Raw genomic sequence first — 25,326 nt, forward strand, 5'->3', positions numbered from 1 at the left:
CACCAATAGAATATTGGCATTTTATGCTTGTTAATTTAAGTGATAGTGGCTATTCCATTTGCGACTAGATTAATTTTTATGTCCCATGATTAATATTATGAGACATAATCGCTAGGCGTGAATATATTTACCGTTTGCTACTGGCTGTTTAAGAGTGCGAAGTATTTGAGATAAGTCTTTATCTGCATGACTAAAAAACTTATGCCAGCCTGCACACAAATAATTTAGACCTGCTTCACCTGTTGCTGTCTTTATAAAGCGGTTTTTCGGACATTCACCAAAGCAGGCAAACTGATAATCACACTGCTGACACTTTTCCGGCAATTGATTAATTTTATCTAAGCCAAACAATGCCTGCTGACTGCCAAACGCCAACGTTGCAAGATCATCTTCTAAAATATTACCGGTTTTGTATTCTGGATATACATAGTGATCGCAAGTGTAAATGTCCCCATTAGGCTCCATCGCCATACCCTTGCCGCAAACGGGCCCTAAGGTACACATTGGGTTCTGACCACCAGACCAGGCTTGAAGAATCGCTTCAAAATATTGCACATGAACACGCCCAATATCTTTTTGGTACCACTCATCAAAAATCGCAATCAAAAAGTTACCCCAAGCAATATCACTAACACACCAAGGCTCTACAATTGAGCGTGAATTCCCCGGAATAAGCGCCTTATCCCCTTGTTTTGGAATGAAAGAATCACTATTAGCTGAATCTGGAGCGCACTCTCGAAAGTCTTTTTTCTCGACGATAGGAATGAACTGCATGATAGGCGAGCGTACCTCATCACGTAAAAAACGATACACCTGCAAAGGATTACGACTGGTTAAATTATTCACACAAGTCAGTGTGGTAAATTGCACCTGATGTTGGTGAAACAGATCAACGGTTTGCATAACTCTATTGAAGGTTCCACGCCCCGATTTATTGGTGCGGTAGCTATCGTGTAGCATTTGCGGGCCGTCAATACTCAGGCCTACCAGAAAGTTATTCGCTTTAAGAAACTGACACCATTTCTCATCAATTAACGTCCCATTCGTTTGCAAATCATTGAGAATTTCAACATTGCTAGGGCGATATTTTGCTTGCAGCGCCACCACTTTTTCAAAAAAACTCACTCCCAACAAAGTAGGCTCACCGCCCTGCCAAGAAAATATAATCTGCGATGCATTCTGAGAAGATATGTAGCTTTTAATATAGTGCTCTAATGTTTCATCATTAATTTCTGGCGAGCAGCCTTTTTTATAATCTAACAAACCTTGCTTGCTTAAGTAGTAACAGTAATTACAATCGATATTGCATACGGCGCCAATTGGCTTCGCCATAATGTGCATTCTTTTTATTTCTTTTCCGTTAAATTCGTTATTTACAAAATTTAAAGTATTACTCATAACTACCTCTTAAATTTTCTAGAAAGACAATAATTTATTATTCTTTTAAATAGTTTGTTTATTGACTAATTGTGTTTCCGGAAACCAGTGACTCCAAACCATCCACGGCATTCCTGAATATAAATTTACGCGCTCAAGTTTCCCTGAAGCATGTGATCCGTAGGGATCGACCTCTGTTACTTCCCAGTCACGGCTGTCATCAACAAAATATGCAGCGACGGTTTGGTATTCTTCATAATTCACAAAAAGAATCTTTTGATTTGATAGTTCAACAACCAACTGATTTTTCTCGGTAAAATCTTCTGTGGTCACCGCTACAGATTCATTGCCTACCTGCACACCCCAAACTTGCTCACCGGTTGCCAATCTATCGTCTTCTAAGCTCAAGGTCGGGAACATTGGCTCGCCTTCATAATGAGGCTCTAACGCGCTATCAAATAACTTTAATGTCACATGGTCGTATAACACTGGCTCATAATTAAATACCTGCCCTTCTGGGTACAAAGCTTTAAACGACTCCCAAGGCATACGCTGCACCGGGTATTGTTCCAGTTCAGTTTGACTGTATTCAGCCGTTGCCGTCACTTGCTGAATCAATTCGCCACTATTGCGATCCGTAAAAATAAGGTTGTTGTGTACCTGCGCAATAATCTTAAAATCTGTTGGTTGACCGTTCATGTTTGGATTAAACGCCATCGGCAGGTTACTTAGTGCGCAGTAGGTCATCACCGTATCTTCGCCACCAACCACATCGCCAGCAATGTGAGGCAATTGCATCCAATCTCTTGGGTACGCACGCGCATCACCGTTAATCTCAAGAACAAAAACATCGTCATTGGATTGCAAGCGCGAATCTGCTTCTTCGACCGACATAAAACTTGCATTATGTTGCTGTGAGCGCAGCCAAAAATCAGGTGCAAACCAGTTAATTAGAAAGGTGCAGCCAAGAATTGAAACCACATAGAGCGACAACACCATCTTGCTAAACACCTTGTTGCGAGTGGACAACCACAGCGCAGCAACAGCTAGCAGTAGCATGGCAACAGTCAGTAATCCCTTATATTGAAACAAGGTAAATACCCAATCACGAGGCATATTGATAAGCTGGCCACCTTCGGTCAAGGCGACTGAACCTAGCCCGCCAATCACTAAACTCAGCGTTATCAAAACCATAATTGCTTTTTTCATGTTGCCACCTCTGCTTTGCTTAATATTTGAGCTAAGTCTAAGGCGAGACTGTGGCATAGCACAGGAATAGCAACTATCACTATTAGTGATTGAGGAGGGTGAGGATTAGTCAAATAAGTCAGAGACCGATCTAGGCTGTTCGATAATGGGGTGCAGTAGTGTTGTCAGCCATTTTATCTTGGCGCTGCGTCTAATCGCCGCTTTGGTCACTAATGCCATATCAAGCTTAATTTTTGGGGTTTTAGTGGGATCGCAAACCCGATAACGCAAGGTCTGATACTCATCCATTAGCTGCGTCAGAAGCACTTGATTATCCACAACAATCGAGGGCTCAAGCCTTGGCGCCAACTGTTGATACAAATTGGTGTAATCATTGAATCCTGGCACAAGATATTTCACAAATTCACCCTGTTCGTGGCCGATGATGCTACCGGTGCCAGAGTGCAAATATTGCTCATGAAAGGCTTGGTTTCTGCCATTCATTGTTGTGATACCAATATCTACCGCTTCATCAAGGATCAACTGCTCACTCTGTTTATTCCATTGCAACAATTCAATATGCGCGTCAGTGTGTTGACGAATCGCGCTGATGACATCCCTACCATAAGCAATGATGTAAGGCTCCATCATATGGATGGTGATGGTATCTATATTCTTTGGCGAAAAAAGCCTTGGTTGGACAGCCTTGTGCAAAGCGGCTAACGCTTCGCTTACCCTTGGCTCTATTTCAATGGCATACGCCGTTGGGCTAAACCCATTCTCATCTCGAATAAACAAAGGATCGTCTAAATCTTCTCTTAACTGACCTAAGATTTTAGATACATAAGACTGTGAAAAACCACTGCGCTTAGCCGCGGCAGAAGTAGAGCGGGTTTCCATTAGTAAAAGAAACATATCTAGCATTTTAATTTCTAGCATCTAATTCCTCGTCCGTGTTCGAATTCGTATGCCAAGCTTTTTGTTAGGCTATCCATCAAATGCAACCGCACGCAGATAACTAGCACCTTGAAAGAGTATACCCATTAGTTGAATCGATACTGATTACGATTTAACTTTAATCGTACACATGTCACATAACACACTGAAAATGTGTTAAAAACTAGTATGAACACCCACTCTGTAGCGATATCCATTGCACATTTAAACGCCCCTTAAATGGCAACAGTTTTCCTCAAACAACACATGCACAAGACAAATAGACAGAACAAAGATCAGAGCAAAATAAATAGAGACACCCATCAATGCTAAAACCAATAACAGGCATAAGTTTCGCACTGACAGGATTTCCTATACTCTTAATTATTCACCCATTTTCAAGAGCAAAACATGTCAAATATCGTCTACATTGCCACTAGCCTAGATGGCTATATCGCTGACAAAAAAAACCAAATTGATTGGCTGCATGATGTTCCGAACCCTGAGCAATCGGACTTCGGCTTTGCCGATTTTATGGATAGAGTGGATGCTTTGGTGATGGGGCGTAATACCTTCGAAATGGTACTGAGCTTTGGTATTGATTGGCCCTATAATAAGCCGGTATTTGTACTCAGCAATACATTAAAAACCATTCCTGAAAACTTGCAACAGAAGGTGTTTTTAGTCAGTGGAGAACTGAACAAAATCATTAGTGATTTAGCACAACAGGGGTACAAAGATCTCTATATTGATGGCGGCAAAACTGTTCAAAGCTTTTTAGACCAAGACCTTATCGACGAATTGATCGTCACTACTATCCCAGTGCTATTAGGCGGCGGAATTTCTTTATTTGGCAATCTTGAAAAGCCATTACAATTTAAGCATATACAGGCACAAAGGTTAGCGGATCATATGGTAAAAAACCGCTACCTTCGCCTTCGATAAGCTCAATATAGACGAGTCATTTGGGGTGTATTTCTCTATAAAAACGTAACTATGAGTTAGGCTTCTTCGGCATCCAATGCCAAATAATACATATGATCGGCATAGCGTTGATTACCTATCGTCGAGGCATCGCCAATGGTTCGAATAAGCGTAAAGCCTGCTTTAGTTAATACTCTTTCAGAGGCGATGTTCCCCTCGGTAACAACAGCGGTAAACATGTCTATATTTTGGGTTTTACTGGCCCAATCAATCACAGCCCGAAGCGATTCCGTAGCATAGCCTAAGCCATAAAATTTTGGCAGGAGCATGTAACCAACTTCGGCAATATCACCTTGCAAACAAAAGCCTGTTACGCCCACTTTTTCATTGCTTTGTTTATCCGTAATAACAAGACACAACCAATGTGTCGATTGCTTAGTCCATGCCTGGGTGCGCAGTTTAAACTTGTCTTGAAGCTCTTCAATGCTTGGCACGTCATAACACAGTGCCATGACTTCTTGATTGGTATGTAAATCATGAAATATCGCCCAATCCTCTACACTTAATAGAGACAAACTGAGGCGAGGGGTTTGAATATTCACTAAAAGCGCCTTGTGATGCTTGCGACTGTCTTAATAAACCATAAGTTTCAATAAACCACAAACAAACGGCGGGCGATTGGAAATAAACACGATAATTCGGTAAATTCTTCTACGCAACCCCATCTCATCACCTATTATTTATTTAACTAATTTCCTAATGGATCAAAGATTTAGATGAAGTTTATCTTGGTATGCTTGTTGTCTGTCGTTTTGACCGCTTGTACCACCCCTAGCAATACATTGCTAGATGGCGCGCAACAGGTACAAGTGAGGACAAACAATGCGCCGTTAATTCAAAACTGCGACTGGGTTGGTGAAGTCACAGGCAATGAGGGGCACTGGTATTCTTACCTGTTTTACGGCAATGATGTGCTGGTTCGCGGAGCCATCAATGACATCAAAAATAACGCCTACAAAATACAAGCCAATACCGTCGTTTTACTAAGCCCGCATTATTTTAAAACATCAGCCACCTTAATTGGTACGGCCTATTACTGCCCGCAGCCTTAATTTTGTAGCGCGAGATTGCCATTAACTCTCCTCTGAGTCTTGCGCTTTGGCTGCGTCTCTTACCGCCCAAACACACAGCGCCATCATGGTGAATGGAATTGCAGCAGCGATATATTCCACCCAACCAAATTTCGCCAATACCGGAGACAATATGATATGACCGAAAATAGATAAAAAAGCGACAATGAGCATCGCAACAATAATTCTGAGCTGACTTTTATACGCTTTAGTTGCCACTTTAGATCCTTCTATGCTCAAGTATGACATCGGGTTTTCTACATTCGAAAAACGATAAATCTTGCCAGTATTCATACTAAATTAATCACACATCCTCTCAATCAAAATAGCACTAAGTTGTTATCTATATTCGATAAATTAACTTTATCCTCTTTGTTATCCCGAGCATCAGTGAAATGGTTTACACTGACTAGACTTAAAAAGAAGGTCAACTCATAAAAGGAACAATAAGCCCATGACAGCGACCAACCGCCAACTTGTATTAGCTTCTCGCCCTGTAGGTGCCCCAACACCTGAAAATTTCCGTTTAGTTACCACCGAATTACCTAAAATCGCTGAGGGCGAAGTGCTACTGCGCAGTGTGTATTTATCTCTCGACCCCTACATGCGCGGAAGAATGAGCGATGCTAAGTCTTACGCTGATCCCGTTGCCATTGATGATGTCATGGTGGGTGGCACTGTTTGTCAGGTTACGCAGTCAAACAATAGCGAATTTGTTGTAGGTGAGTGGGTACTTGCATACACTGGATGGCAGGATTATGGCGTGTCTAACGGTCAAGGGTTAGTAAAACTGGGAGTGAATCCTGAGCACCCATCATTTGCCCTTGGCGTGATGGGAATGCCCGGCTTTACTGCCTATATGGGGCTATTAGATATTGGTCAGCCTAAAGCGGGAGACACCGTCGTGGTAGCTGCAGCAACTGGCGCAGTCGGCTCTATGGTCGGGCAAATTGCTAAAATCAAAGGCTGTCACGTGGTAGGTATTGCTGGCGGTGAAGAGAAGTGCCGTTTTGCGGTTGATAAACTCGGCTTTGATGCTTGTATCGACCACAAATCCAATGATTTTGCCGAGCAACTCACTAACGCCTGCACGCAAGGCATCGACGTGTATTTTGAAAACGTCGGCGGCAAAGTCTTTGATGCCGTTATGCCTTTGCTAAATAGCTGTGCGCGCATTCCTTTATGCGGCTTAATCTCGCAATACAACGCCACCTCTCTGCCGGATGGTCCAGATAGAATGTCAGCGCTGATGGGACAACTATTAGTAAAACGCATTAAGATGCAAGGGTTTATCATTTTTGATGACTACGGCCATCGCTACCCTGAATTTGCACAGCAAATGATGACATGGCTAAGCGAAGGCAAAATCACCTACAAAGAGCATCTAGTCGAAGGATTAGAAAATGCCCCGCAAGCCTTCATCGGACTACTTGAAGGTAAAAACTTTGGTAAGTTAGTGGTGCAAACTAACCAACCTATCTAATTGCTCTATCTCGGCAATGGTATTGCTTAGCTCAAGGTTAATCACTATGGCTACAACTGGCCTTAACCTTGAGCTAAAAATAAGTTAAATCAGCCACTTTCAAACACATTCTCCAACAAACAAGACTTTATCTTATGAGCCGTAGGATCTGTTTTATTGGTACTGTCGTTGGCGTATTCAATTTCACTCTTCAAGCCATCGCCTTTAATGGTGATATTTTTAATCCCCATTCGCTTTAGATCTTCCACAGAGTAATACCAGCCATCAGTTTTTTGCGCCAGTTGGCAGCTGTTTTTTGTGGTTTGTCCATAGGTAGTGATCTTCTGATCAACGCCGACAGCGTTAAAGAATCGCGTTTCTTTTTCTCGCAGTATAGAAATATAATCCATAAATACCGCGCGCGAGCTCTTTGGTATGCTGTTAGCCCAAAATTCATCGGATTGCATTGCGCCGCCATGCCAACCTAGCAGCGAATTCGCATCAATAGTGAGGCTTTTGGCGGCGGGAAGCACATAGTTAGCGCAGGCAGAAAAGCATAACTCACTTCCACATCCCAGTTTTGCTCTTTGATAAAGAAGCCCAATTCTATGCCTGCAGATATGTCACCACCTTGACTGGTGATAGTGAGCTTTTTCACTGGTGTATTGCTTTCTCGGACTGCTCGCAATGCTTCAAGCACTGCCTCTCCTGAAATCATGCCATCATAAACTAGCGTATCACCATCAACGAAAACGGTATGATCAGGGACATAGACAGGAATGCTTTGACAGCCCGCAATAAGAAATATCACACTACAAGTTATTGTTTTTGCGCACTTCATGCCACCTTCCTTTATTTTCGTTCAATCTTTCATCCTAAAGACTAGGAAAATCAGGGGCAAAAATAGTATGAAAAAGTTACGATTTGCTCACAATTAAACCAACAAAAAACACATGCACCATAAGCACATGTGTTTTGAAAATCACATAAAGTGTGTGTTTATCTTAATCGATAAGAGAGCGAACATATTGTTCAATGTCTGCATCTTGACAGTTATTGAAGAAACACTCTTGGAACTGAGTGCTGCCTACGGCTTGTTTTACTAACTCTTGGTCGATTGCACGCAGTGAAGAAACAACGTCCTTACAAACTGCTGATTTTACTTGATTTAAGATAGCTGCATTTGCTTGTTGCGGCGCCGCACGTTCAATTGGGTAGCCTTCGCCACGAGCGCCAGTAAACGCTTTTTCGAAGATATAACGAACATTAAGCTCACCCGCCCAACCAAAGCCTTTAGCAAAAGCTAAAGAAATCGCATTGCCGTTGTTGATTTGGTTAAACAAGAAGGCATCTGACGGTTCTAGACAGTAACCACACACAACGCCTGGGTGTAGGTTACTTGACATCAATGCACCTTGGCCTGTTCCACAACCTGTTACCACAAAGTCTACTGCTTTTGAGTTAAGAAGGATGCTCGCCATAATACCAAGGTGAATGTAAGTGAGGTGATGATCGTTTTCATCAGTCATACCCACATTGAACACATCGTGCCCCAGACCACCAGCAACGTTATTTAGCTCAGAAGCTACCATTGCGTTTTTAGGGGCTTGGCTGTTTTCCATCATTAATGCGATTTTCATTTGTTACTCCTGCAGTCAACTGCGGTAAATTTTAACTTAACGTATTGTATTGAATTAACGAGATAACCAACCGCCATCCACGGCGACGGTATATCCATTAACATAATTTGATGCGGCTGAGGCTAAAAAGACACAAGGGCCGGCAATATCTTCAGGCTTACCCCAACGACCCGCTGGAATTCTGTCTAAAATCTCTTGATTACGTTTTTCATCCGCACGTAGAGCATCAGTATTGTTGGTCTCTATATAACCTGGAGCGATGGCGTTGACATTAATGTTATGACTCGCCCACTCATTTGCCATTGAGCGTGTTAAACCCATAACGGCACTTTTAGATGCGGTATAAGAAGGCACTCGAATGCCACCTTGGAACGAAAGCATAGAAGCAATATTAATAATTTTTCCGCCATCACCTTGAGCAATCATCTGTTTTGCTACTGCTTGAGACAGAAAAAACACCGATTTTAAATTGGTATTCAGCACGTCATCCCAATCTTGTTCTGAAAACTCAATGGCATCATTACGGCGGATAATTCCAGCGTTATTTACCAACACATCAATGCGCCCTAACTCAGTCACAGTGCGTTCAATAATAGTGGGAATATCATCGAGCTTAGAAAGGTCCGCTCGGACTTCAATAAACTTACGACCAAGCAGCTCAATACTTTGCTTGGTCTCTAATGAGCTTGAACGATTAACACCGACCACATCACATCCCGCGCCGGCTAAACCAATCGCAATCGCTTGGCCTAAACCTGTATTGCAGCCTGTCACTATGGCGACTTTGCCTTGCAAACTAAAAGAATCCAGAATCATGTGTTGTCCTCAAGATGGTGGCTTTTTTAATGGGTGTCTCTCGAATAAGGCTACTATATCAGTTTTTGAAACCGCATTTCAACAATAAATGAAACGTTATTTTATTTTTAACAAGCAAAGAGGGGAAGTGGGTAGCCTATACAGGTGTACAAGAAAAAAAGTAGAGTAAAAGCCACAGAATACAAGGGTGTTTTTGTCTAATCAGCTTCTTTTCAACAATGGTTTGATGCACAAAACAGAAACAGATGTTTCTGATAGATTAACCTGTGCTTCACTCATAGGAAGCCAGATCAACAATCACAACAAACTTTGTGACATACCCCAACCTACTGATCATCAAAATAAAAATTTAATACCACAGACATAAATCACACTCTATTATATTCATTGTATGAATATAACTTCTTATTGTGATGCTAAAGGATTTGGTCAAAGTAAACATGTGCTCAATGTTGCGCTCTCTGAGATGTCACATTCGCCTATAGGCCTTTGCGCTACTAACGCTTTCACCGATTACAATGAATCAAAAGGATATCAATGAATGATTAAAAGAAAACGACTGCCCGTACTGTTATTGGCTGCATTAAGTTTAGGTTTGACAAGCACAGTCGCTCAAGCAACGTTTCAGTCTTCATTAGAACATGGATTAACGTTCTTCTCTGATGGCACTCAGATATTGAAAACTGAAAGCAACACTGTGATTAAATTTAATGACGGTAATGTTGCCGATGATGAACAGGTTATTTCTAATTATGTAAACAGCGCCGATAGAGGCATAATTTCTTCCGTCGTACGTGACAACGATAACAGGGCCATTGATTTTAACCGTGTGATTATTACAAGGCCTATGTTGGGCACTGGAGCGTTAGATAGTATTGCAGGGACAGAAGTGACCATCGTTTATAGTAATACTGGCAACGTTCTTGAAACCTACGATAGTACTGGTGAAGTTAGAAAGTACATACACCTAGATGAAAACACTACCCATGTAGACAGCTCTATATATGGCTACTCTAGAAATAACGAAGAATGGTTAGCCAACGTACTTGCTATGGTTAACCCGACAAATTAAGTTGCAAGTTAACGTTATCCCCCCGAATTTAAAGAATAAGTACAACACCTCAATTGACAGAGCTTAAGCAAAGCTCTGTCAATCAAAGATATGGCTAGCCAACAACCTCGTTTAAACATTGTAATCTAAGCCAATTCGTGACCTATAAATACGCTTGTTTCTTTAATTAGTGATATACAAAAAACAACCACCACTAAATCAATGATATGCATGCAGGTTATTATTGGTATTAAAAATAGACATTGGTGCTTACCCTCAGTACGCCATAAACTCATTCGTACTTGCTAAGACAATGATTGCAGTTCATTGATAAGCATAAAATTTGAATCAACTACTATATTGAAAATACCAACAGTGGTTGCATCCTACTTAGAACGAATTGAGGTATTGAATAGATGAAAAAGTTTCTACTAGCACCAATCGCAGTAAGCATCTTAGGCCTGTCAAACATGGCATCTGCTGAAGTAAACATTAGCCGAGACAACTATATTCAAGCAGAAACCTCTAAGTATTTTGCAGTCACTGAAGCTAAAGCAACTGATGGCGTCAACAGCTGGAGACACTTTCGCACTCCGCCGTTAACTGAAGACCAGCCTATCGTACGTATGAACCGCGACACTATTTACTCGACAGCGGTCATTGATACAGAAAAAGGCGCCACACTGACACTACCTGATTTTGGCGACCGCTTTGTAATGGTGCAGTTTACCGATGAAAACCACCAAACTTTTGACATGGTTTACACCAAGGGTAATGAAACCCTAGAAGTGCCAGACTCGACAAAATTCATGTTCGTGGTGGTTCGAGCTTATCTACCAAATATTCATGACAAACAAGAAATAGCCAAACTTAACAAGCTACAAGACCAGCTAGTTATCACCGCAGGCTCAAAAGACGACTACCCAATTTATGGTGGCTACGACTTACCTACTCTCGCCGCAAAGCTTGAGCCAGTGAAGAAAGTGATTTTAACGGAGATCGCCGCTGAAGGTGTGGCTGACTCAGAGAAGATGTTTGGTACTGGTGAATACACAACCGCCGAAAAACGTATCCAAGGCGCAGCGTACGGATGGGGCGGAGCAACATTCAAAGACAATATTTACCAATACTCACCAAACTTTGAATCGACCCAGTGCCACTCAGTGACATTTGAAGACCCAAAAAACAAAGGCTTCTGGTCATTTACCGTATATAACGAAGATGGCTTCATGTTCAACGATGATGCAAGCGCTAACAGCGGTGTAGCCCAACCAAATGCAGACGGCACCTACACTGTGTACTTTGGATGTGACGAAGAAAAATACGGCGCGAACAATATTCCGTTGGATGGCCTAAAAGACGGTCAAAAATGGAACGTGCTAGTGCGTCACTATGCGCCTACTACTGAGTTTTTGTATAAGGGGATTGATCCGAGTAAAGGTATTAAGCCGGTGAAATAGTGACGATTGGTTAAATTTTCTGAATAAAAATGCCTTTACTATTGTTGTCGGCTTCCACTAATAAATCAGCCTATTCTTCAATCAGATATGATTAAAAAATAGGCTGATTTCATATTTTAATTTAATATCCTACGACAATATCGCAGGTAAGCATTATCATAATGAAAAATAAAGATTCACATACGTAAAGTTCTTATTTATGTGATATGTTTACTAAACGACAATTATTTAAATTAAAATAATAATAGCAAAGTCTAAAACTACCTATATGTTAATTATTAAATAATAATGACCTTAAAAATGAGGTATGAACATAAATAGTCGCCATCTGGAAATTCCATTTGTTCGGAAAAACACCATATTACATAAGGGAATAGATGTCTCTAACCCATTCTAAATTAGTTCCTCTATCATAAAACGCAATTTTTTAACTTAGTGCTGAAAATACTCATACTGCACTACTTCAATATTTGATGAGCAAACTGAAATCAAAATATTATCAACTGAGTAAACTATTCCTTAAAAATAACAAGAACTAACATTCAAAAATGATACAAAAGCACTGTTAGCAGAAATTATTTAATTCACATAAAGGTAGCTACCATGAACAAACTTACACTACTATCAGTACTACTAGTTACGCCTATGGCAACTGCAAGTACACCATTCTGGAAGCCAGAAGGTATAAATGTTAAAGCACCAACATGGAAAACAGATTATTACAACGACTTGCTTAATATAGAAAGTATTAGCTTACATGTAGAGCAAATTCCAAAAGAACATTATTATGGAGATACTGTCTTATCTATGGACATATCTTGTAATAACACACATAAATTTAATTTTAATGCCTTGAACCCCTATCCAGTCTATAGTTCTGTGGAAGATACACAATTAATCACTGTGGATGGTCAGGATATTAAATTAGAAAGCGTTAGATTTAGACCAGTATCTAAAGCAGGTCAAAAATTCGTTATAGAACATTTTAAAAAACAAAAAACAGTCAATATTAATGGTTATTCATATCCTGCAACTGGATTTACTAAAGCATATACAGATGCCATTAAAATATGTAATAAGGAACTTCAAGTTAAGAACAAAAATAATCAACGAAGAAGAAATGCATTATAATAAAATTTAATATTAAATGTTACATATGAGGTACTAGCTCAGAAAAACAACCACTAAGATAAAAATATATAGGATAGGTAAAAATTGTAAAAGGTTCTGTGGATTTCCATTCAAACGCATTAGTTATGCAGATAGCTCCACAGATAACTTCTGAAAAGTTGAAGACTGTGTTGAGATTCTACCAATGGATGCACAGGGGAATAGGTACACCTATTAAAAACTAGCAGAGAAGTTCCGTAGGATAATTGCACCCCTTACCTGATTTGGTCAACAACGCTTAGTAAGCCTCACACTATGTATTTTTAGTGTATAGCTCAGGTTTGTGCTTATTATTCAGCTTAGAACTGTAACTTAAGCTGCATAGTTTTCATAGTCTGTCTAATTGTGTAGAAGTGCCCATATAATTCGAGCATTTTTCACTGCGAAAGCCACGATTGCTCGGTTCATTCCTCACCGTTCTAGAACGCCTCTACACCACAGACTTAACCTATCTTGTTTATCGCCAAGGTTGGCAATCGCAATTCTTGTACCGTGGACCAATAACGTTCGCAAGTATTTGTCGCCATGTTTCGTGATCCGGCGTACCCGAGGTTTTCCGCCTTTGGAATATTGCTTAGGAACCAAACCTGACCAAGCGGAGAAATCGTGATTTTTATCAAAATGCGACCCATTGTCTATTAAAGCTAGTACCGCTGTAGCGGTTTAAGAGCCAATAGCTCAAACTTTCATTACTCACTAAACATTGTCACTCACCTTAGCAAATGACTCGAAGACTTGCTCTGTATCGACGATAAGTTAATTCAATTCGCATAGGTGATTATACGCGTCCGCGATCACTGTTCTCGCAAGGTATGACAATTCGTTTTCTGCATTCTCTAGCATTAAGGGAGCATTCTTCATTAATGGAGAGTACCAACGGGTATGACTAACCCGAACTCAGAAAGCAAGGCATGTATACGGTTCATAAGTGCGGTACGCTCACGAACCCAATGCTTTCATTCTATACATTGATAATATCCCTAGATTTAACAGGTACGAAATAAGTTGAGGGCGCTGAACTGCTTCGCATATAGCAACAGCATCATTCTTTCTTCTAGTTTGATGGGAGCACATATTTAACAGCCATAATACGAACATCGTGTCCCAGTCTATTGAGTGTTCTTGCCAATATTGTGCACCATCACACGCTTCAACACCTATACGCATGAGCGGCATATTTGCTATTGTAGTCAATAGTTTAGTTCGGGTTACTGACTTATGAAGAATGACTTTACCATTTTGGTCTACAGCATGAAGACTAAAATGATTTTTAGCTAGCTCGATACCGCAGAAATAAGCATAGTTAGACATGGAACCTCCAGTGCAATTCAGTACCACATAAGTGTGGCATATTCTCGGTAGGGGGAATCTATGTCATTCGTTAGTTGATTATGCGTACAATTAATAAATAAGGTAATATAGATGAGTTCAAAACAAACCACTAATTTGCATTGCTCACAGTGTAATCAGGTAACTGAGCACCGTCGCCTTGTCGAAAATGAAGTAAAGTAGCAATTAGCTAGTCGAGAAACTTGGCACTATAAATTACTTATTTTTGTATAAACAATATTACTTTCTGCCCATCAGGAACGTAATGAAACTGAAGTGAAGTATTTCAAGTGTACAGTTTGTGATTCTACTTACAGTCCAGAAAATAATTAGTGTCTAATTTTCTATATTTTGGCTTAGATTTGACTTATTCATATGCACACTTAAATCAGAGTAAGTATTCTAAAACTCCATACAAGGCGCTTAATCTGATTCGTAAATGCGTGCCGATTTCGCTTCGCTTCATTATGGCACTCGGTTTCTCGTAGCTTAGCTTGGCGTTATGCAATAGCACGAGTTCATCGAACAGGAGTAATTAATGGATCTAACAGAAATGGAAGTTAAATATTGGAATGAATATCTGAATTCATTACCAGAATCTGATGTGTTGACTGATTATTGTGTCGAAGCTAACCCAGCAGGTAATTTGGAAATTACCGATGCCTTAATTAGTCTTTACCTTTCAGGTAAAAAGACAGCAGGTAGTAGTCTTGTTGAAGATTTTGAAATAACAGGTGATCCATTACCAAAAGTTGGTAATTATTGGATTGTGCTAGATGGTAAAAATAAACCTAAGTTAATTTTAAAAACAGTTAATGTCGAGATTCATAAATTCAAAAGCGTACCTGAGTATGTAGCAATTGCAGAGGGTGAGGGTGACTCAAGTCTAGAGTATTGGAGAAAGGTTCATATCGAATTTTTCAGCCCTTATTTAGCATCTTGGAATATTGAAAATATAGATGAATCTCATATTATCACTGAATTTTTTGAAGTTGTTTGGAAATAAACTTTTAGCTCAATGGGTTGAAAAATTGTATAACAAACACTTCAAGACGGATTTGCAACGCATGGCATTTTTGGCTTCGCCAAAGTCTATGCCATGCTACTCACCACTTAAATGAGCGTTATGCCTCTACGGCACATATATCAATATTAGGAGATATTCAGTTGGATAATGGAGAAAAAACACTATCAAACTTGTTTGATGGTAGGACTATTTTTAATATTCCTGAGTACCAAAGGGCTTATGCATGGTCAGGAACTCAACTTAATGAGTTTTTAGATGACTTGCACAATCAAAAATTAGGAAGAAGCTACTTCTTGGGAACGGTATTATTTGAAGAAAAAGGCTTAGAGGGAAACTATAAACTTATTGATATCGTCGATGGACAACAGCGATTAACGACGATAATAATATTTATGAGTTGCCTAATTTCAAAATTACAGTCACTAGCTTCTTCTGACGAAGAAGAGGAAGATTTAGATCTTCTATATGAAACCTATGTTAAACACCGCCGACAATACAAACTAAGAGCTCTCGATGAAGATAACGACTTTTTCCATAGCTACATCCTAGAAAGTAAAGATGGGAAATCATTCATTCGGACACCTGCCCAACGCCGCCTATATGAAGCGAAGCAATTCTTTAAGGAAAAATTAGACTTACTCGAAAAGCCAAAACTTGAAGAGCTTAAATGTAAACTAGACGAATACTCGAGAGTTTTAGTGTATTCAGTGCAAGATACAGCTGAAGCGACACTGATCTTTGAAACAACGAATGATCGTGGCAAAGGGCTTACTAATCTTGAGAAAATCAAGAGTTTTATGATGTATCGTAGTTATGTTGCTTCAGAAGATGTTCCTGAAGAGTTGCTAAATAAAATAAGAACAAGATTTAGCGAAATATACAAAGAATATGAGCAGTTTAGTACTAAAATTGATGAAGATTCAATTTTGCAATATCATTTTATTTGTCATGAGAATTGGGTGGCTAAAGAATATCAAAGCCATGTACAAGGTGTTAAAAATGTCGTAAACCAAATGATTTCATCAGAGAGTAATGTTGGCGCACTATCCTATATAAACACTTACACTCAGAAATTAAAAGAGACGTTTTATACGGTGCATGAGATTCTAAAATCTGAAAATCTATCAATCCGAGAGTTGATGATTTTGAATCGAGTTGGTAATTTTTGGCCATTATTAATTAAAGCATACAAGCTTGATGAAACAGAAAATAAAATTCAGTTTTTCAAGTTGGTCAGACTTCTCGTTTGTTTTAGTTTTAGGGTGTATGCAATTAATCAAAATCGAGGCAATACGGGTCAAACAAAATTCTTTTCTTTAGCAAGAGATTTTTCAGGAGACTTCAGTAAGCTTTTCATTGAAATTTTGAATTCAACGAAAAGGTATTGTGATGATAAGTCATTTAGGACTAATCTTTCATACCCTGATCTTTATCAATGGATTAATAGTAAAGACTTAAACTATTTCTTCTGGAAATATGAAAATTACTTACGAACTACTATGCAGCCGAAAGCATCTCCAATGTCAGAACATGAGTTAACTAGTAGCAACTCTAAACTTAAGCTGTCGATAGAGCATATTGCCTCACAAAATCCTAGAAAAGGTGTTGTAAATGATGTATCCATCCTTCCAGAAGTTGATGAGGATTTTGAGGAGAGCTTTTTACATAACTTAGGGAATTTGACTATCGACCCATTAAGTGCAAATTCTAGTAAAGGTAATTTAGATTTTGATAGTAAAAATACAGGTTACTTTTTAAGAGCACCTTTCAAGTCTCAGAATGAGCTGGAATCATATTTGAAAGATGGGCTTTGGACTGGAAGTTCTGTATCTAGTCGACAAAAAGTACTCATTGATTTTGCTTTGCAAGAGTGGAGTTTAGAAGTCTAGCGTAACCGAAGCATAACAAAGAATTGAACAAGGACTAAAATGCTCGGCCTTATTGCTTTGAAGCAATTTTTTACGCCAAGCGTTTTAGCCCGTCAATTGAACATTAGGTAAATTGAGAAGTACTCTACTTCAAATTCACCGCATCAGCAATAACGTGGTAGATGTAGTTCTGCTCTACAACGCCTTGGAATAACCATGCTTGTGGGCCGCGGGCGAAGATGGCTACGTCTTCACCTGAGTGCGTTTCTGATTTTAGTTTAATCATGGCTTGCTGGATGTAATCAGGGCTTGCCACTTCTTTTGCGGTTACGTCTGGGCGAGCGCCTTCGATGCCGCCAGGGCCGTTACCGTACATTAATGTGGTGTATGACTTGCCTGTTAGATCTTTGTTTGGCTTGCCGCCAGACATAGATAGACCAAGGATGTCGTTACCACGTTCAGCGTAGCCGTTTGCTACGAAGCTGTGGGCGTGGTCGGCAGTTACAATGATTAGCGTATCTTTAGGATCGGTTTTTTCGATTGCGGCTTGAACAGCTTTATCAAATGCGATGGTATCTTCTAGTGCTCGTGCTGCGTTGCCTGCGTGGTGAGCGTGGTCAATACGTCCGCCTTCAACCATCAACAAGTAGCCGTCTTTGTTTTTTGATAATACATCTAGCGCTTTGCTGGTCATTTCAGCAATGGAAGGTTCGATGTTTTCTTTTACGCGGTCTAATTCCCACTCAAGGTGGCTTGAGTTAAACAACCCCATTACGCGAGATTTGTCGTCTAGCTTTTCAAAGCCTGCGCGGTCATAAACGTAGTTGGCTTCTGGGTAGCGTTTTTGCCACTCTTCGATTAGGTTTTTACCGTCGCTACGCTTACCTGCAAAGCCTTGCTCATCTTTCATGTCTTTATCGATGAACTCTCTGCGTCCACCAGCGAATACGACTTGGATGCCATCGCCGTGGTCAAAATTAACCAGCTGGTGTGCAATGTCTGTACAGCCGTTGTTTTTGTTGTAGCTTGAGATAGAAGAATCACTTTCCCAGTTACGGTCTGGGCTATGAGCGTAAGCGGCCGCTGGCGTTGCGTGCGTAATCCGAGTTGTTGTTACAAAGCCAACTGACAAGCCTTTTTCTGCTGCTGATTGGAAAGCACTTTTTACTTTGTTCTCTTCAACGTTGTTACAGAAGCCTCGTTTAATGGTCTCATTGACACCTAAAACACCAGAGCTTGTTTTTACACCAGCAACCATAGCGGTTGATGTACCTGCTGAATCAGGGGTTTGCATGTTGGTGTTGTAGGTTTTAGACAGAGCCATGTGTGGAAGTGCTTCCATACTTAGCTTATATTCTTCGCCTTTCAAACCTTGTTGCTGTCCCGCGTAAATACGAGCCGCTGTGATTGTTCCGACACTCATACCATCGCCAACAAATAAAATTACGTTCTTTGCAGGACCTACAATTGGTTTAACTTTTTTTGCTTGCTCTAATGCTGATTGGCCTTCTTTAAACCATTGGTCAGCTTGCTGAGGCAATTGAGCATAAGCTGATAAAGAAGCGCAACCAACGATGGTTGCCAAAACTAATCCACTGCGTTTCATTCTTATTTCTCCGTGATATAGGGATATTTTAGGATTGATTTACGAGTTTTTAAGACAGTGAATAATCTATAGATTGCATATGACAGCAAAAGGTTACTGTATGAAATATTTCTTAACTTTTAATGACCAAAAGATGACAAAAGCCCCAGTGGTAGGCTCCACTGGGGCTTGAATTTTTTGGCTAGTTTCTACTCAACTAAGAGATAAGGTGAGTAGTACAGATTTTATTGCCAGACGGGTCTCTTAAATAAGCCATGTACAGTTGACGCTCTGTGTTCCCGCGAATACCCGGAGGATCTTCACACTCTACACCACCATTTTCTAAGCCTACTTGATGCCACTTATCGACCAGCTCAGGGCTGGCTGCTCTAAAGCCGATGGTTGAGCCATTTCCATGTGTCGCTGCTTCACCATTGATAGGCTTGGTTAAGCAAAAAACACCGCTATCTGAGAAATAAAAGCAGCGGCCCTTTTCATCAATAACACCAGCGTCATAGCCTAGCGTTGCCAGAACAGCATCATAAAATGCTTTAGATTCATCCATATTATTGGTGCCGATCATTACATGACTAAACATACAATTTCCTTTTTGGTTTTAGTGTATTCAATGTGCTAGATTCAGCCGTGATTGTCTAGTTATGTTGCCTTAAATCAGCTAATGCGACATTTTTTCTACTAAGTAATCTATCAACACTTTAACTCGCCTGATTTTCTGGCTGTTTTGTACATAGTATAGGTATAGCCCTGGATAACTTGCCCATTGTTCTTGCATAACCGGCACTAATTCACCGCTATCAAAATAACCTTGTACGCAGGGCTCAACAATACTGCCCATTCCGACACCTTTAATGGCTGCATCGATCTCTAGATCAGTATCATTCACAATCATGGTACAGGGCATTTCAACGATGACCCTTTCACCGTCCTGCATCAACTCTAAAGGGGCTAATTGATTGGAGGTAATATAACGATACTGAACGTATTTATGCTGTTTTAAATCATCAATGGTCTTTGGCATGCCATGCTGTTGTAAGTACTCACTTGAGGCAAATAGTGCACCTTTTAGTGGTCCGGTGAGTTTTTTCGCCACCATGTCAGGAGAAACCCTATCGCCAAAGCGGATGCCCAGATCAAAGCCTTCTCTCACAATATCTACCGCAGCATCGGATACGGAGATCTCGAGTTGAATATCTGGATATTCGGCGCAAAAATCTGCGTAGATAGGACACAAATAAACCTGATACACAAAACGAGGCACGGTAATTCTTACTATCCCTGATGGGGTTTCACTCAGGTCGTTGACGCTCTCAAGGGCATTACTTAAAGAAGAAAGTGCCTCTTTGGTTCTTTCATACAACAGTAAACCTGCATCGGTTAAATCCATTCGTCTTGTCGAACGATTAAACAGTGTCAGCCCAACATTAGACTCTAGTAACTTCAAAGACTGGCTGACCGTAGGCGGGCTCATTTCTAGCTTTCGCGCCGCTGAGCGGATGCTCCCTTCTTCAACGATAGTCTGAAAAGCAATTAACTGATTGTATGTTGTTCCTTTCATTAATCACACCATTGTTAGGTTTATACTAATTAAAAAATAGCATAAGTGGCACTACTCACCTAACAATCTGAAGCCTAGAATACTCCTAAATCAAGCGTAACCCATTTACGGAGTAGAGCAATGAGCAAAATTTTAGTTATTTCTGGCCACCCTAATCTAGATGAATCATTCACCAATAAGGTGATTTTAGAGCAGTTGGAAAGTCACATAGATGACGTTCAGGTTCGTCGTCTTGATACGCTATATCCAAACTATCAAATTGATGTTGCTACAGAACAACAAGCATTGTTGGATGCTGACATTATTGTTCTACAGTTCCCATTTTTCTGGTATTCAATCCCAGCGCTATTAAAGAAATGGATTGATGATGTATTTAGCTACAACTTTGCATACGGTTCCAAAGGCGACAAGCTAAAAGGCAAAGACTTTTTATTGTCGTTTACCATTGGTGGGCCAAGTGATTCTTATGATCCTCTAGGCTACAATCACTTTAGTATTGAACAGTTAATCGCACCGCTGCAACAAACTAGTTATCTAACGGGAATGAATTTCCGTAAGCCATTATATTCGCATGGTATGGTCTATATTCCGGGTGTTTACAATACCCAACAAGGCGTTGAGGCAAATGCAATGGAGCATAGCGTTGAGTTAATCTCCCGCATTAACACGCTAGCTCACTCCACCGAAAACCGCGTAAAAAAGCTAGTGAAGGAGTGGTTTGCCGAATTTGATAAGCTGCCTGAAAGTGGTGAGCAATTTTTACAATCACTATCGCATGATATTCAGTGGAGCTCTCCAGAGGGTGACTTCACCGGACATGCAGGCTTCAATAATTGGTATCAAGTGGTGCGTGGCCTCTTTAAAGCAGATTGCCAACACATAGTGGAAAATGTTGAGGTTATAGAAGGCGATGATGATATTAAAGCAAGCCTGCGCATTCGACTGATTGCAGATACGCTAGATGGACAATCGGTCAATATGCTTATTAATGAACAGTGGTCTCTGCTTGAACAAGACGGTCGTCTGCTAATCACACATTACAAGGTGACTCCAGTTCAAGGATAACCGTTCGTAAACAGACCACACCAGCAAGAAGTGGCTTATTACGTCACTTCTTGCTGGCGTGGTTTAAGTTTTTATGGGCTTAAGTTTTTAGGGGCTTAGAACAGCATTAAATTGCATCGCAACTAAACATAGTGATCCACCAACAGAGCCATAAACAGTAGCATCAGATGGTAAATCGAGAACTTAAAGGTTTGCATGGCTTGTTTTGCATCGGTTCTGTATTTGAGCTTCCACGCATGATAAATAAATCCGGCACTCAATATGGTTGAGCTAGCCAAATAAATTTGCCCGCTCATGCCCACTAACACCGGCATAGCGCAGACCAAAGCCAATAAAATGGTATATAACAGAATGCTGGTTTTGGTGTATTCAACGCCATGGGTAACAGGCAACATCGGGATATCGGCTTTGGCATAGTCATCTCTGCGATGAATAGCCAGCGCCCAAAAATGCGGCGGCGTCCAAATAAAGATGATCATCACCAATAGCCAAGCGTTAGCGTGCAACTCTCCTGTTACCGCCACCCAGCCTAGCAGTGGTGGCATTGCTCCGGCGATGCCTGCAATTACAATATTTTGCGGGGTGGCACGCTTTAGATATAGGGTATAGATCAGCGCATAACCTAGCAGACTGGCAAAAGTCAGCACCGCAGTTAGCCCATTTACCCCAACAAACAAAATAGCAAAACCCGCTAAACCAATACTAGTAGCAAACAAAAATACGTTCGCCGAAGAGAGCTCTCCAGAGGGAAGTGGGCGCTTATAAGTACGAGCCATAATCGCATCGATGCGCTGATCAATAAGGTGGTTAAACGCGGCCGCCGAGCCTGCCATCAAGCCAATACCAAGTAGCCCTAGCAAAGATTGTTGCAGTGGCAACGCTCCCGGCATCGCCAGACACATCCCCACCACTGCGGTTAGCAACATCAGTGCTACGACTTTAGGTTTGGTCAGTTGGTAGTAGCTGTGTAATAGCTGCTTACTGCTCACACGTGTTTGCGAACCGATAAGATGACTCATACCGAATACTCCCTTTTCGAATCATGAGCTTGCATGCGACTAGATTGCACTTTGACCCACACAAAATGATTGGTGGCGACTAATATCACCAATAGCAACGCCGCGCCAAGGTTGTGCATGACTGCGTTGAGCAGTGGCAGGTGAAAGACGACATTCGCCACGCCAAGTAATACTTGCACTATTAAGCCTAAAGCAATGACTTTCACGTACGCTTTCGCCGCAGGTAAGGCGCTTTTATAAAGCAGCATCATTAATACAAATAACACTAAGGTAGTGATAAGCGCTCCGATTCTGTGGGTCACATGGATGGTCATTCTTGCGCCGTAATCCAATACGCCAAATTCATAATCATCAAAACCGGATTGGATAAAATTAAACGCATTGGCAAAATCAAGATGGTTTTGCCAATCGCCCTGACAGATGGGTAAAGAAGTACACATTAAGGCGGCGTAGTTTGATGATGTCCAGCCACCAAGCATGATTTGCAGTATAAGTACGGCGGTGGCAAAGACAGTAAAGCCGCGCAATACACTGAGCGATGAGGTCGATAAATAATCGATGTTTGCGGTGCGCTGTTTTTGAATAAAAGAAGCGCTGCGAAGATGGCACATCAGCCATGCCAGTAAGCTAAACAGGGTGAAACCGCCAAGTAAATGCAGCATGACAATCACTGGCATTAGCTTTAAGGTGACAGTCCACATGCCAAGGGCGGCTTGACCAATAATGACAGTGCTAAGCACGACAGCAAATGGGCGATACGTGACCGAGCTGTTCCATATTAAATAGGATAAAGCAAACACCACAAGTCCGAGTGTCCCTGCAAAATAGCGATGTATCATTTCAAGCCACGCTTTACTTGGCTCAACCGCTCTTTGTGGAAACAATTGCTGCGCTTTGGCGATGTCTTCAGCTTGCATTGGCACACCGATTTGTCCATAACATCCGGGCCAGTCGGGACACCCTAAGCCGGCATCGGCCAATCGAGTGTAGGCGCCAAGCGCTATCACCACTAGGGTCATTAACAGCGCGACCCAAGTTAATCGTTGTAATGAGATGCTTCCTTGCATAACAAAATTACCCCACTCTAGATAACTTTAAGATTTTTCGAACATCTGAGATAAGCCCTTTGTTTTGCGACACTTGCTGGTCTGCCCCAATATTGGAATAACGCATCACCCACTGCCCTAAAGGATCGATAAGCACATAATCTTGCGCATGCACCGGAGCGCTTTTCTGGTCGATAAGTAAGCTTGGTCGCCCTTGCCTGTTTTGTGCAAGCCATGCCTGATCTGAGGTCGGCGTAGTATAAAGAGAAACCACCACCCGTTCGCTATAAGCGCCAAGGGCGATGTAACTTTGATTCAGTAGATGCCATCTTTGATTACACGCGTCATCGCATTTATCTGGCACGATAAACACCAACTGCCAACGCTCAGAGACGGGGTTAACTAAATTGGCAGATTCAAAGGTAAACCTTGGCTCTATTAATACACCTTTATTAGTTACGCCGGATTGATACCAGCCTTGATGCAAAATCAAATGCGCGGCAATAACCGGCACGGCAAAAATCAGTATCAAAGCCAGCAGTTTTACGCGACCTTGTTTTTGCTGAGTCTTATTCTGCTTAGCCTTATTTTGCTTGGCTTTTCCCTTTTCCGAACAAAGTGCTTGGCTTTGCATAGTCATTCCTTAACTTTTCTCTTTCTTAACACAAATAAAATCACCAGTAACGCGTACACTCCAGCCATGCCAAACCACTGAAATGCGTAACCAAAGTGTTTCTGAGAGGTCATTGGATACGGCGACCACAGCATAGGTAAATCACTATTGGCAATAACCTCTGGCTGAAACACAAACGGTAACAGTGACGCATCGAGCGCTATCGCAAGCTGGCTTAAATTTAAGTTTTGAATGCGCACTCCTTCTGGCATATTTTCGAGCATGACATCGGAGCTTAAAGGGTTAATACTTTTTTGATACACCTTGCCCGTAAAACGTTGCGCCTGCCCAATGGGCACCACTTTAGGGAGCTCATCTCGGGTCATGGATGCCACCACAAAACCGAGTTCCACCAACACTAGTTCAGAAGACAATAGGGATTTTTCTCGCTTCACAACCACCGCCATAGGTTGCAACACTCGATAGCCAACCTTGGAGTCATGGGTCACATTATCTAAATACACCAAAGGTAGCGATTGCGGCTCTACGTCTATTTGTAATGGAAAACCGGTGACATTGAGTTCGGCGTCCATAGCCGATAACTGCTCTACGCTAAGGGGCGACATTTGCTGCCTGTCCAACAACTGCTGTTCTAGCTGTTGCTTTTCTTCGCCTCTGGATAATTGCCAAAAACCCAATTTGACCAATACCACAAACACAACCACAGTTAATACTGACGCCGTTAACCAAAACACTTTGCACGCTATCTTGTTAGAGACTGCGCTTTTAAGACTCAAAGACGAAGACTTAGGAGATTGAATGTCACCACTGCTTTTCAAATCCATCATCATCCTGTTGTTGCTGTTTATTATCTTCAACTTGGTTCTCGCAATGGTGCGTATGGTGCGAGAAAACGCTGATTCAAAAGTGCCAATGAGCCGCTATTTAGGGCGTCGCGTGGCGTTATCTGCGGTAGTGATCATCTTTCTCATCCTTGCCTTAAAAATGGGCTGGGTTATGCCCAATCCAAGGCCGTATTAGTGC

General features: G+C 41.2%; 26 protein-coding genes and 1 pseudogene. 10 read left to right on the forward strand and 17 right to left on the reverse strand.

The features are described from left to right. Positions 1 to 111: 111 nt before the first annotated feature. From VHA01S_RS10015 to VHA01S_RS10025, 3 genes are all read right to left on the reverse strand, one after another. Positions 112 to 1,398, reverse strand: a complete 1,287-nt coding sequence (locus tag VHA01S_RS10015) for an anaerobic sulfatase maturase (RefSeq protein WP_023404241.1) — start codon at positions 1,396 to 1,398, stop codon at positions 112 to 114. 45 nt (positions 1,399 to 1,443) lie between these two features. After that, the gene (locus VHA01S_RS10020; protein WP_023404242.1) at positions 1,444 to 2,586 is read right to left on the reverse strand and encodes a DUF3179 domain-containing (seleno)protein; all 1,143 of its coding nucleotides are present in this window, start codon (positions 2,584 to 2,586) and stop codon (positions 1,444 to 1,446) included. Positions 2,587 to 2,691: 105 nt separating this feature from the next. Further along, positions 2,692 to 3,504, reverse strand: a complete 813-nt coding sequence (locus tag VHA01S_RS10025) for a LysR family transcriptional regulator (protein ID WP_023404243.1) — start codon at positions 3,502 to 3,504, stop codon at positions 2,692 to 2,694. A 408-nt stretch (positions 3,505 to 3,912) separates the two neighbouring features. Here VHA01S_RS10025 and VHA01S_RS10030 point away from each other — a divergent pair, with 408 nt between their 5' ends. Continuing rightward, positions 3,913 to 4,446 (forward strand): dihydrofolate reductase family protein, encoded by a 534-nt coding sequence (locus VHA01S_RS10030; RefSeq protein WP_023404244.1) that lies wholly within the window; start codon positions 3,913 to 3,915, stop codon positions 4,444 to 4,446. 56 nt (positions 4,447 to 4,502) lie between these two features. On the opposite strand, the gene VHA01S_RS10035 is transcribed toward VHA01S_RS10030, so the two are convergent. Then, positions 4,503 to 5,027: a GNAT family N-acetyltransferase gene (locus VHA01S_RS10035; protein WP_023404245.1), complete on the reverse strand. Its 525-nt coding sequence runs from the start codon at positions 5,025 to 5,027 to the stop codon at positions 4,503 to 4,505. Between the two features lie 174 nt (positions 5,028 to 5,201). Between VHA01S_RS10035 and VHA01S_RS10040 the strand changes: the two genes are divergently transcribed. Continuing rightward, positions 5,202 to 5,537 (forward strand): DUF4156 domain-containing protein, encoded by a 336-nt coding sequence (locus VHA01S_RS10040; protein WP_039970622.1) that lies wholly within the window; start codon positions 5,202 to 5,204, stop codon positions 5,535 to 5,537. A gap of 21 nt (positions 5,538 to 5,558) precedes the next feature. Here the strand turns inward: VHA01S_RS10040 and VHA01S_RS10045 are convergent, their stop codons facing one another. Beyond that, on the reverse strand, positions 5,559 to 5,774 hold the full coding sequence (locus VHA01S_RS10045; protein WP_039970632.1) for a hypothetical protein: 216 nt from the start codon (positions 5,772 to 5,774) through the stop codon (positions 5,559 to 5,561). 235 nt (positions 5,775 to 6,009) lie between these two features. Here VHA01S_RS10045 and curA point away from each other — a divergent pair, with 235 nt between their 5' ends. Further along, entirely contained in the window at positions 6,010 to 7,038 is a 1,029-nt protein-coding gene (gene curA / locus VHA01S_RS10050; protein ID WP_023404249.1) for an NADPH-dependent curcumin/dihydrocurcumin reductase, read from the forward strand. An 89-nt stretch (positions 7,039 to 7,127) separates the two neighbouring features. Here curA and VHA01S_RS18660 read toward each other — a convergent pair whose 3' ends face one another. The 4 genes from VHA01S_RS18660 to kduD all read right to left on the reverse strand — a co-directional run bounded on the left by VHA01S_RS18660 (position 7,128) and on the right by kduD (position 9,473). Then, positions 7,128 to 7,484: a hypothetical protein gene (locus VHA01S_RS18660; RefSeq protein WP_240432766.1), complete on the reverse strand. Its 357-nt coding sequence runs from the start codon at positions 7,482 to 7,484 to the stop codon at positions 7,128 to 7,130. A gap of 17 nt (positions 7,485 to 7,501) precedes the next feature. Then, positions 7,502 to 7,858 carry a response regulator gene (locus VHA01S_RS18665; protein WP_023404251.1) on the reverse strand — a complete coding sequence of 119 codons (357 nt, stop codon included), beginning with the start codon at positions 7,856 to 7,858 and terminating at the stop codon, positions 7,502 to 7,504. Between the two features lie 163 nt (positions 7,859 to 8,021). After that, a complete protein-coding gene (locus VHA01S_RS10060; protein WP_023404252.1) occupies positions 8,022 to 8,657 on the reverse strand; it encodes an RpiB/LacA/LacB family sugar-phosphate isomerase in 636 nt (211 codons plus the stop codon). A gap of 54 nt (positions 8,658 to 8,711) precedes the next feature. Next, a complete protein-coding gene (kduD, locus tag VHA01S_RS10065) occupies positions 8,712 to 9,473 on the reverse strand; it encodes a 2-dehydro-3-deoxy-D-gluconate 5-dehydrogenase KduD (RefSeq protein ID WP_023404253.1) in 762 nt (253 codons plus the stop codon). 595 nt (positions 9,474 to 10,068) lie between these two features. Here kduD and VHA01S_RS10070 point away from each other — a divergent pair. The 3 genes from VHA01S_RS10070 to VHA01S_RS10080 all read left to right on the forward strand — a co-directional run bounded on the left by VHA01S_RS10070 (position 10,069) and on the right by VHA01S_RS10080 (position 13,115). Beyond that, a complete protein-coding gene (locus tag VHA01S_RS10070) occupies positions 10,069 to 10,545 on the forward strand; it encodes a hypothetical protein (RefSeq protein ID WP_156916967.1) in 477 nt (158 codons plus the stop codon). A 395-nt stretch (positions 10,546 to 10,940) separates the two neighbouring features. After that, positions 10,941 to 11,984, forward strand: a complete 1,044-nt coding sequence (locus VHA01S_RS10075) for a DUF1254 domain-containing protein (RefSeq protein ID WP_023404255.1) — start codon at positions 10,941 to 10,943, stop codon at positions 11,982 to 11,984. A 603-nt stretch (positions 11,985 to 12,587) separates the two neighbouring features. Further along, on the forward strand, positions 12,588 to 13,115 hold the full coding sequence (locus tag VHA01S_RS10080) for a hypothetical protein (protein WP_023404256.1): 528 nt from the start codon (positions 12,588 to 12,590) through the stop codon (positions 13,113 to 13,115). A 378-nt stretch (positions 13,116 to 13,493) separates the two neighbouring features. Here VHA01S_RS10080 and VHA01S_RS18110 read toward each other — a convergent pair. Next, positions 13,494 to 14,465 (reverse strand): annotated as a pseudogene (locus VHA01S_RS18110) (IS110 family RNA-guided transposase). Positions 14,466 to 15,021: 556 nt separating this feature from the next. Between VHA01S_RS18110 and VHA01S_RS10090 the strand changes: the two are divergent. Together VHA01S_RS10090 and VHA01S_RS10095 are read left to right on the forward strand one after the other, a co-directional pair. Continuing rightward, a complete protein-coding gene (locus tag VHA01S_RS10090; RefSeq protein ID WP_023404258.1) occupies positions 15,022 to 15,489 on the forward strand; it encodes an ASCH domain-containing protein in 468 nt (155 codons plus the stop codon). Positions 15,490 to 15,650: 161 nt separating this feature from the next. Next, on the forward strand, positions 15,651 to 17,399 hold the full coding sequence (locus tag VHA01S_RS10095; RefSeq protein WP_023404259.1) for a DUF262 domain-containing protein: 1,749 nt from the start codon (positions 15,651 to 15,653) through the stop codon (positions 17,397 to 17,399). Between the two features lie 124 nt (positions 17,400 to 17,523). On the opposite strand, the gene VHA01S_RS10100 is transcribed toward VHA01S_RS10095, so the two are convergent. The 3 genes from VHA01S_RS10100 to VHA01S_RS10110 form a co-directional block, all read right to left on the reverse strand. After that, positions 17,524 to 18,984 carry an alkaline phosphatase family protein gene (locus tag VHA01S_RS10100; protein WP_023404260.1) on the reverse strand — a complete coding sequence of 487 codons (1,461 nt, stop codon included), beginning with the start codon at positions 18,982 to 18,984 and terminating at the stop codon, positions 17,524 to 17,526. 196 nt (positions 18,985 to 19,180) lie between these two features. Beyond that, a complete protein-coding gene (locus VHA01S_RS10105) occupies positions 19,181 to 19,561 on the reverse strand; it encodes a VOC family protein (protein WP_023404261.1) in 381 nt (126 codons plus the stop codon). Positions 19,562 to 19,639: 78 nt separating this feature from the next. After that, on the reverse strand, positions 19,640 to 20,539 hold the full coding sequence (locus tag VHA01S_RS10110) for a LysR family transcriptional regulator (protein WP_023404262.1): 900 nt from the start codon (positions 20,537 to 20,539) through the stop codon (positions 19,640 to 19,642). Between the two features lie 120 nt (positions 20,540 to 20,659). On the opposite strand from VHA01S_RS10110, the gene VHA01S_RS10115 reads away from it, so the two are divergent. After that, positions 20,660 to 21,604, forward strand: a complete 945-nt coding sequence (locus VHA01S_RS10115) for an NAD(P)H-dependent oxidoreductase (protein ID WP_023404263.1) — start codon at positions 20,660 to 20,662, stop codon at positions 21,602 to 21,604. Between the two features lie 122 nt (positions 21,605 to 21,726). Here VHA01S_RS10115 and cyoE read toward each other — a convergent pair whose 3' ends face one another. The 4 genes from cyoE to VHA01S_RS10135 are packed head-to-tail and all read right to left on the reverse strand — an operon-like array spanning position 21,727 to position 25,127. After that, entirely contained in the window at positions 21,727 to 22,623 is an 897-nt protein-coding gene (gene cyoE / locus VHA01S_RS10120) for a heme o synthase (protein ID WP_023404264.1), read from the reverse strand. After that, complete coding sequence (locus VHA01S_RS10125; RefSeq protein WP_023404265.1) at positions 22,620 to 23,690, reverse strand: COX15/CtaA family protein; 1,071 nt, start codon at positions 23,688 to 23,690, stop codon at positions 22,620 to 22,622. The genes cyoE and VHA01S_RS10125 overlap by 4 nt, the downstream gene beginning before the upstream one ends. 7 nt (positions 23,691 to 23,697) lie before the next feature. Continuing rightward, complete coding sequence (locus VHA01S_RS10130; RefSeq protein WP_023404266.1) at positions 23,698 to 24,303, reverse strand: redox-active disulfide-containing membrane protein; 606 nt, start codon at positions 24,301 to 24,303, stop codon at positions 23,698 to 23,700. A 2-nt stretch (positions 24,304 to 24,305) separates the two neighbouring features. Further along, positions 24,306 to 25,127: an SURF1 family protein gene (locus VHA01S_RS10135; protein ID WP_023404267.1), complete on the reverse strand. Its 822-nt coding sequence runs from the start codon at positions 25,125 to 25,127 to the stop codon at positions 24,306 to 24,308. Between VHA01S_RS10135 and VHA01S_RS10140 the strand changes: the two genes are divergently transcribed. Further along, positions 25,102 to 25,323, forward strand: coding sequence for a DUF2909 domain-containing protein (locus tag VHA01S_RS10140; protein ID WP_023404268.1), 222 nt, complete (start codon positions 25,102 to 25,104; stop codon positions 25,321 to 25,323). The genes VHA01S_RS10135 and VHA01S_RS10140 overlap by 26 nt on opposite strands. The last annotated feature ends 3 nt before the right edge of the window (positions 25,324 to 25,326 follow it).

It is taken from the genome of Vibrio halioticoli NBRC 102217, assembly GCF_000496695.1.
Lineage (GTDB): Bacteria > Pseudomonadota > Gammaproteobacteria > Enterobacterales > Vibrionaceae > Vibrio > Vibrio halioticoli.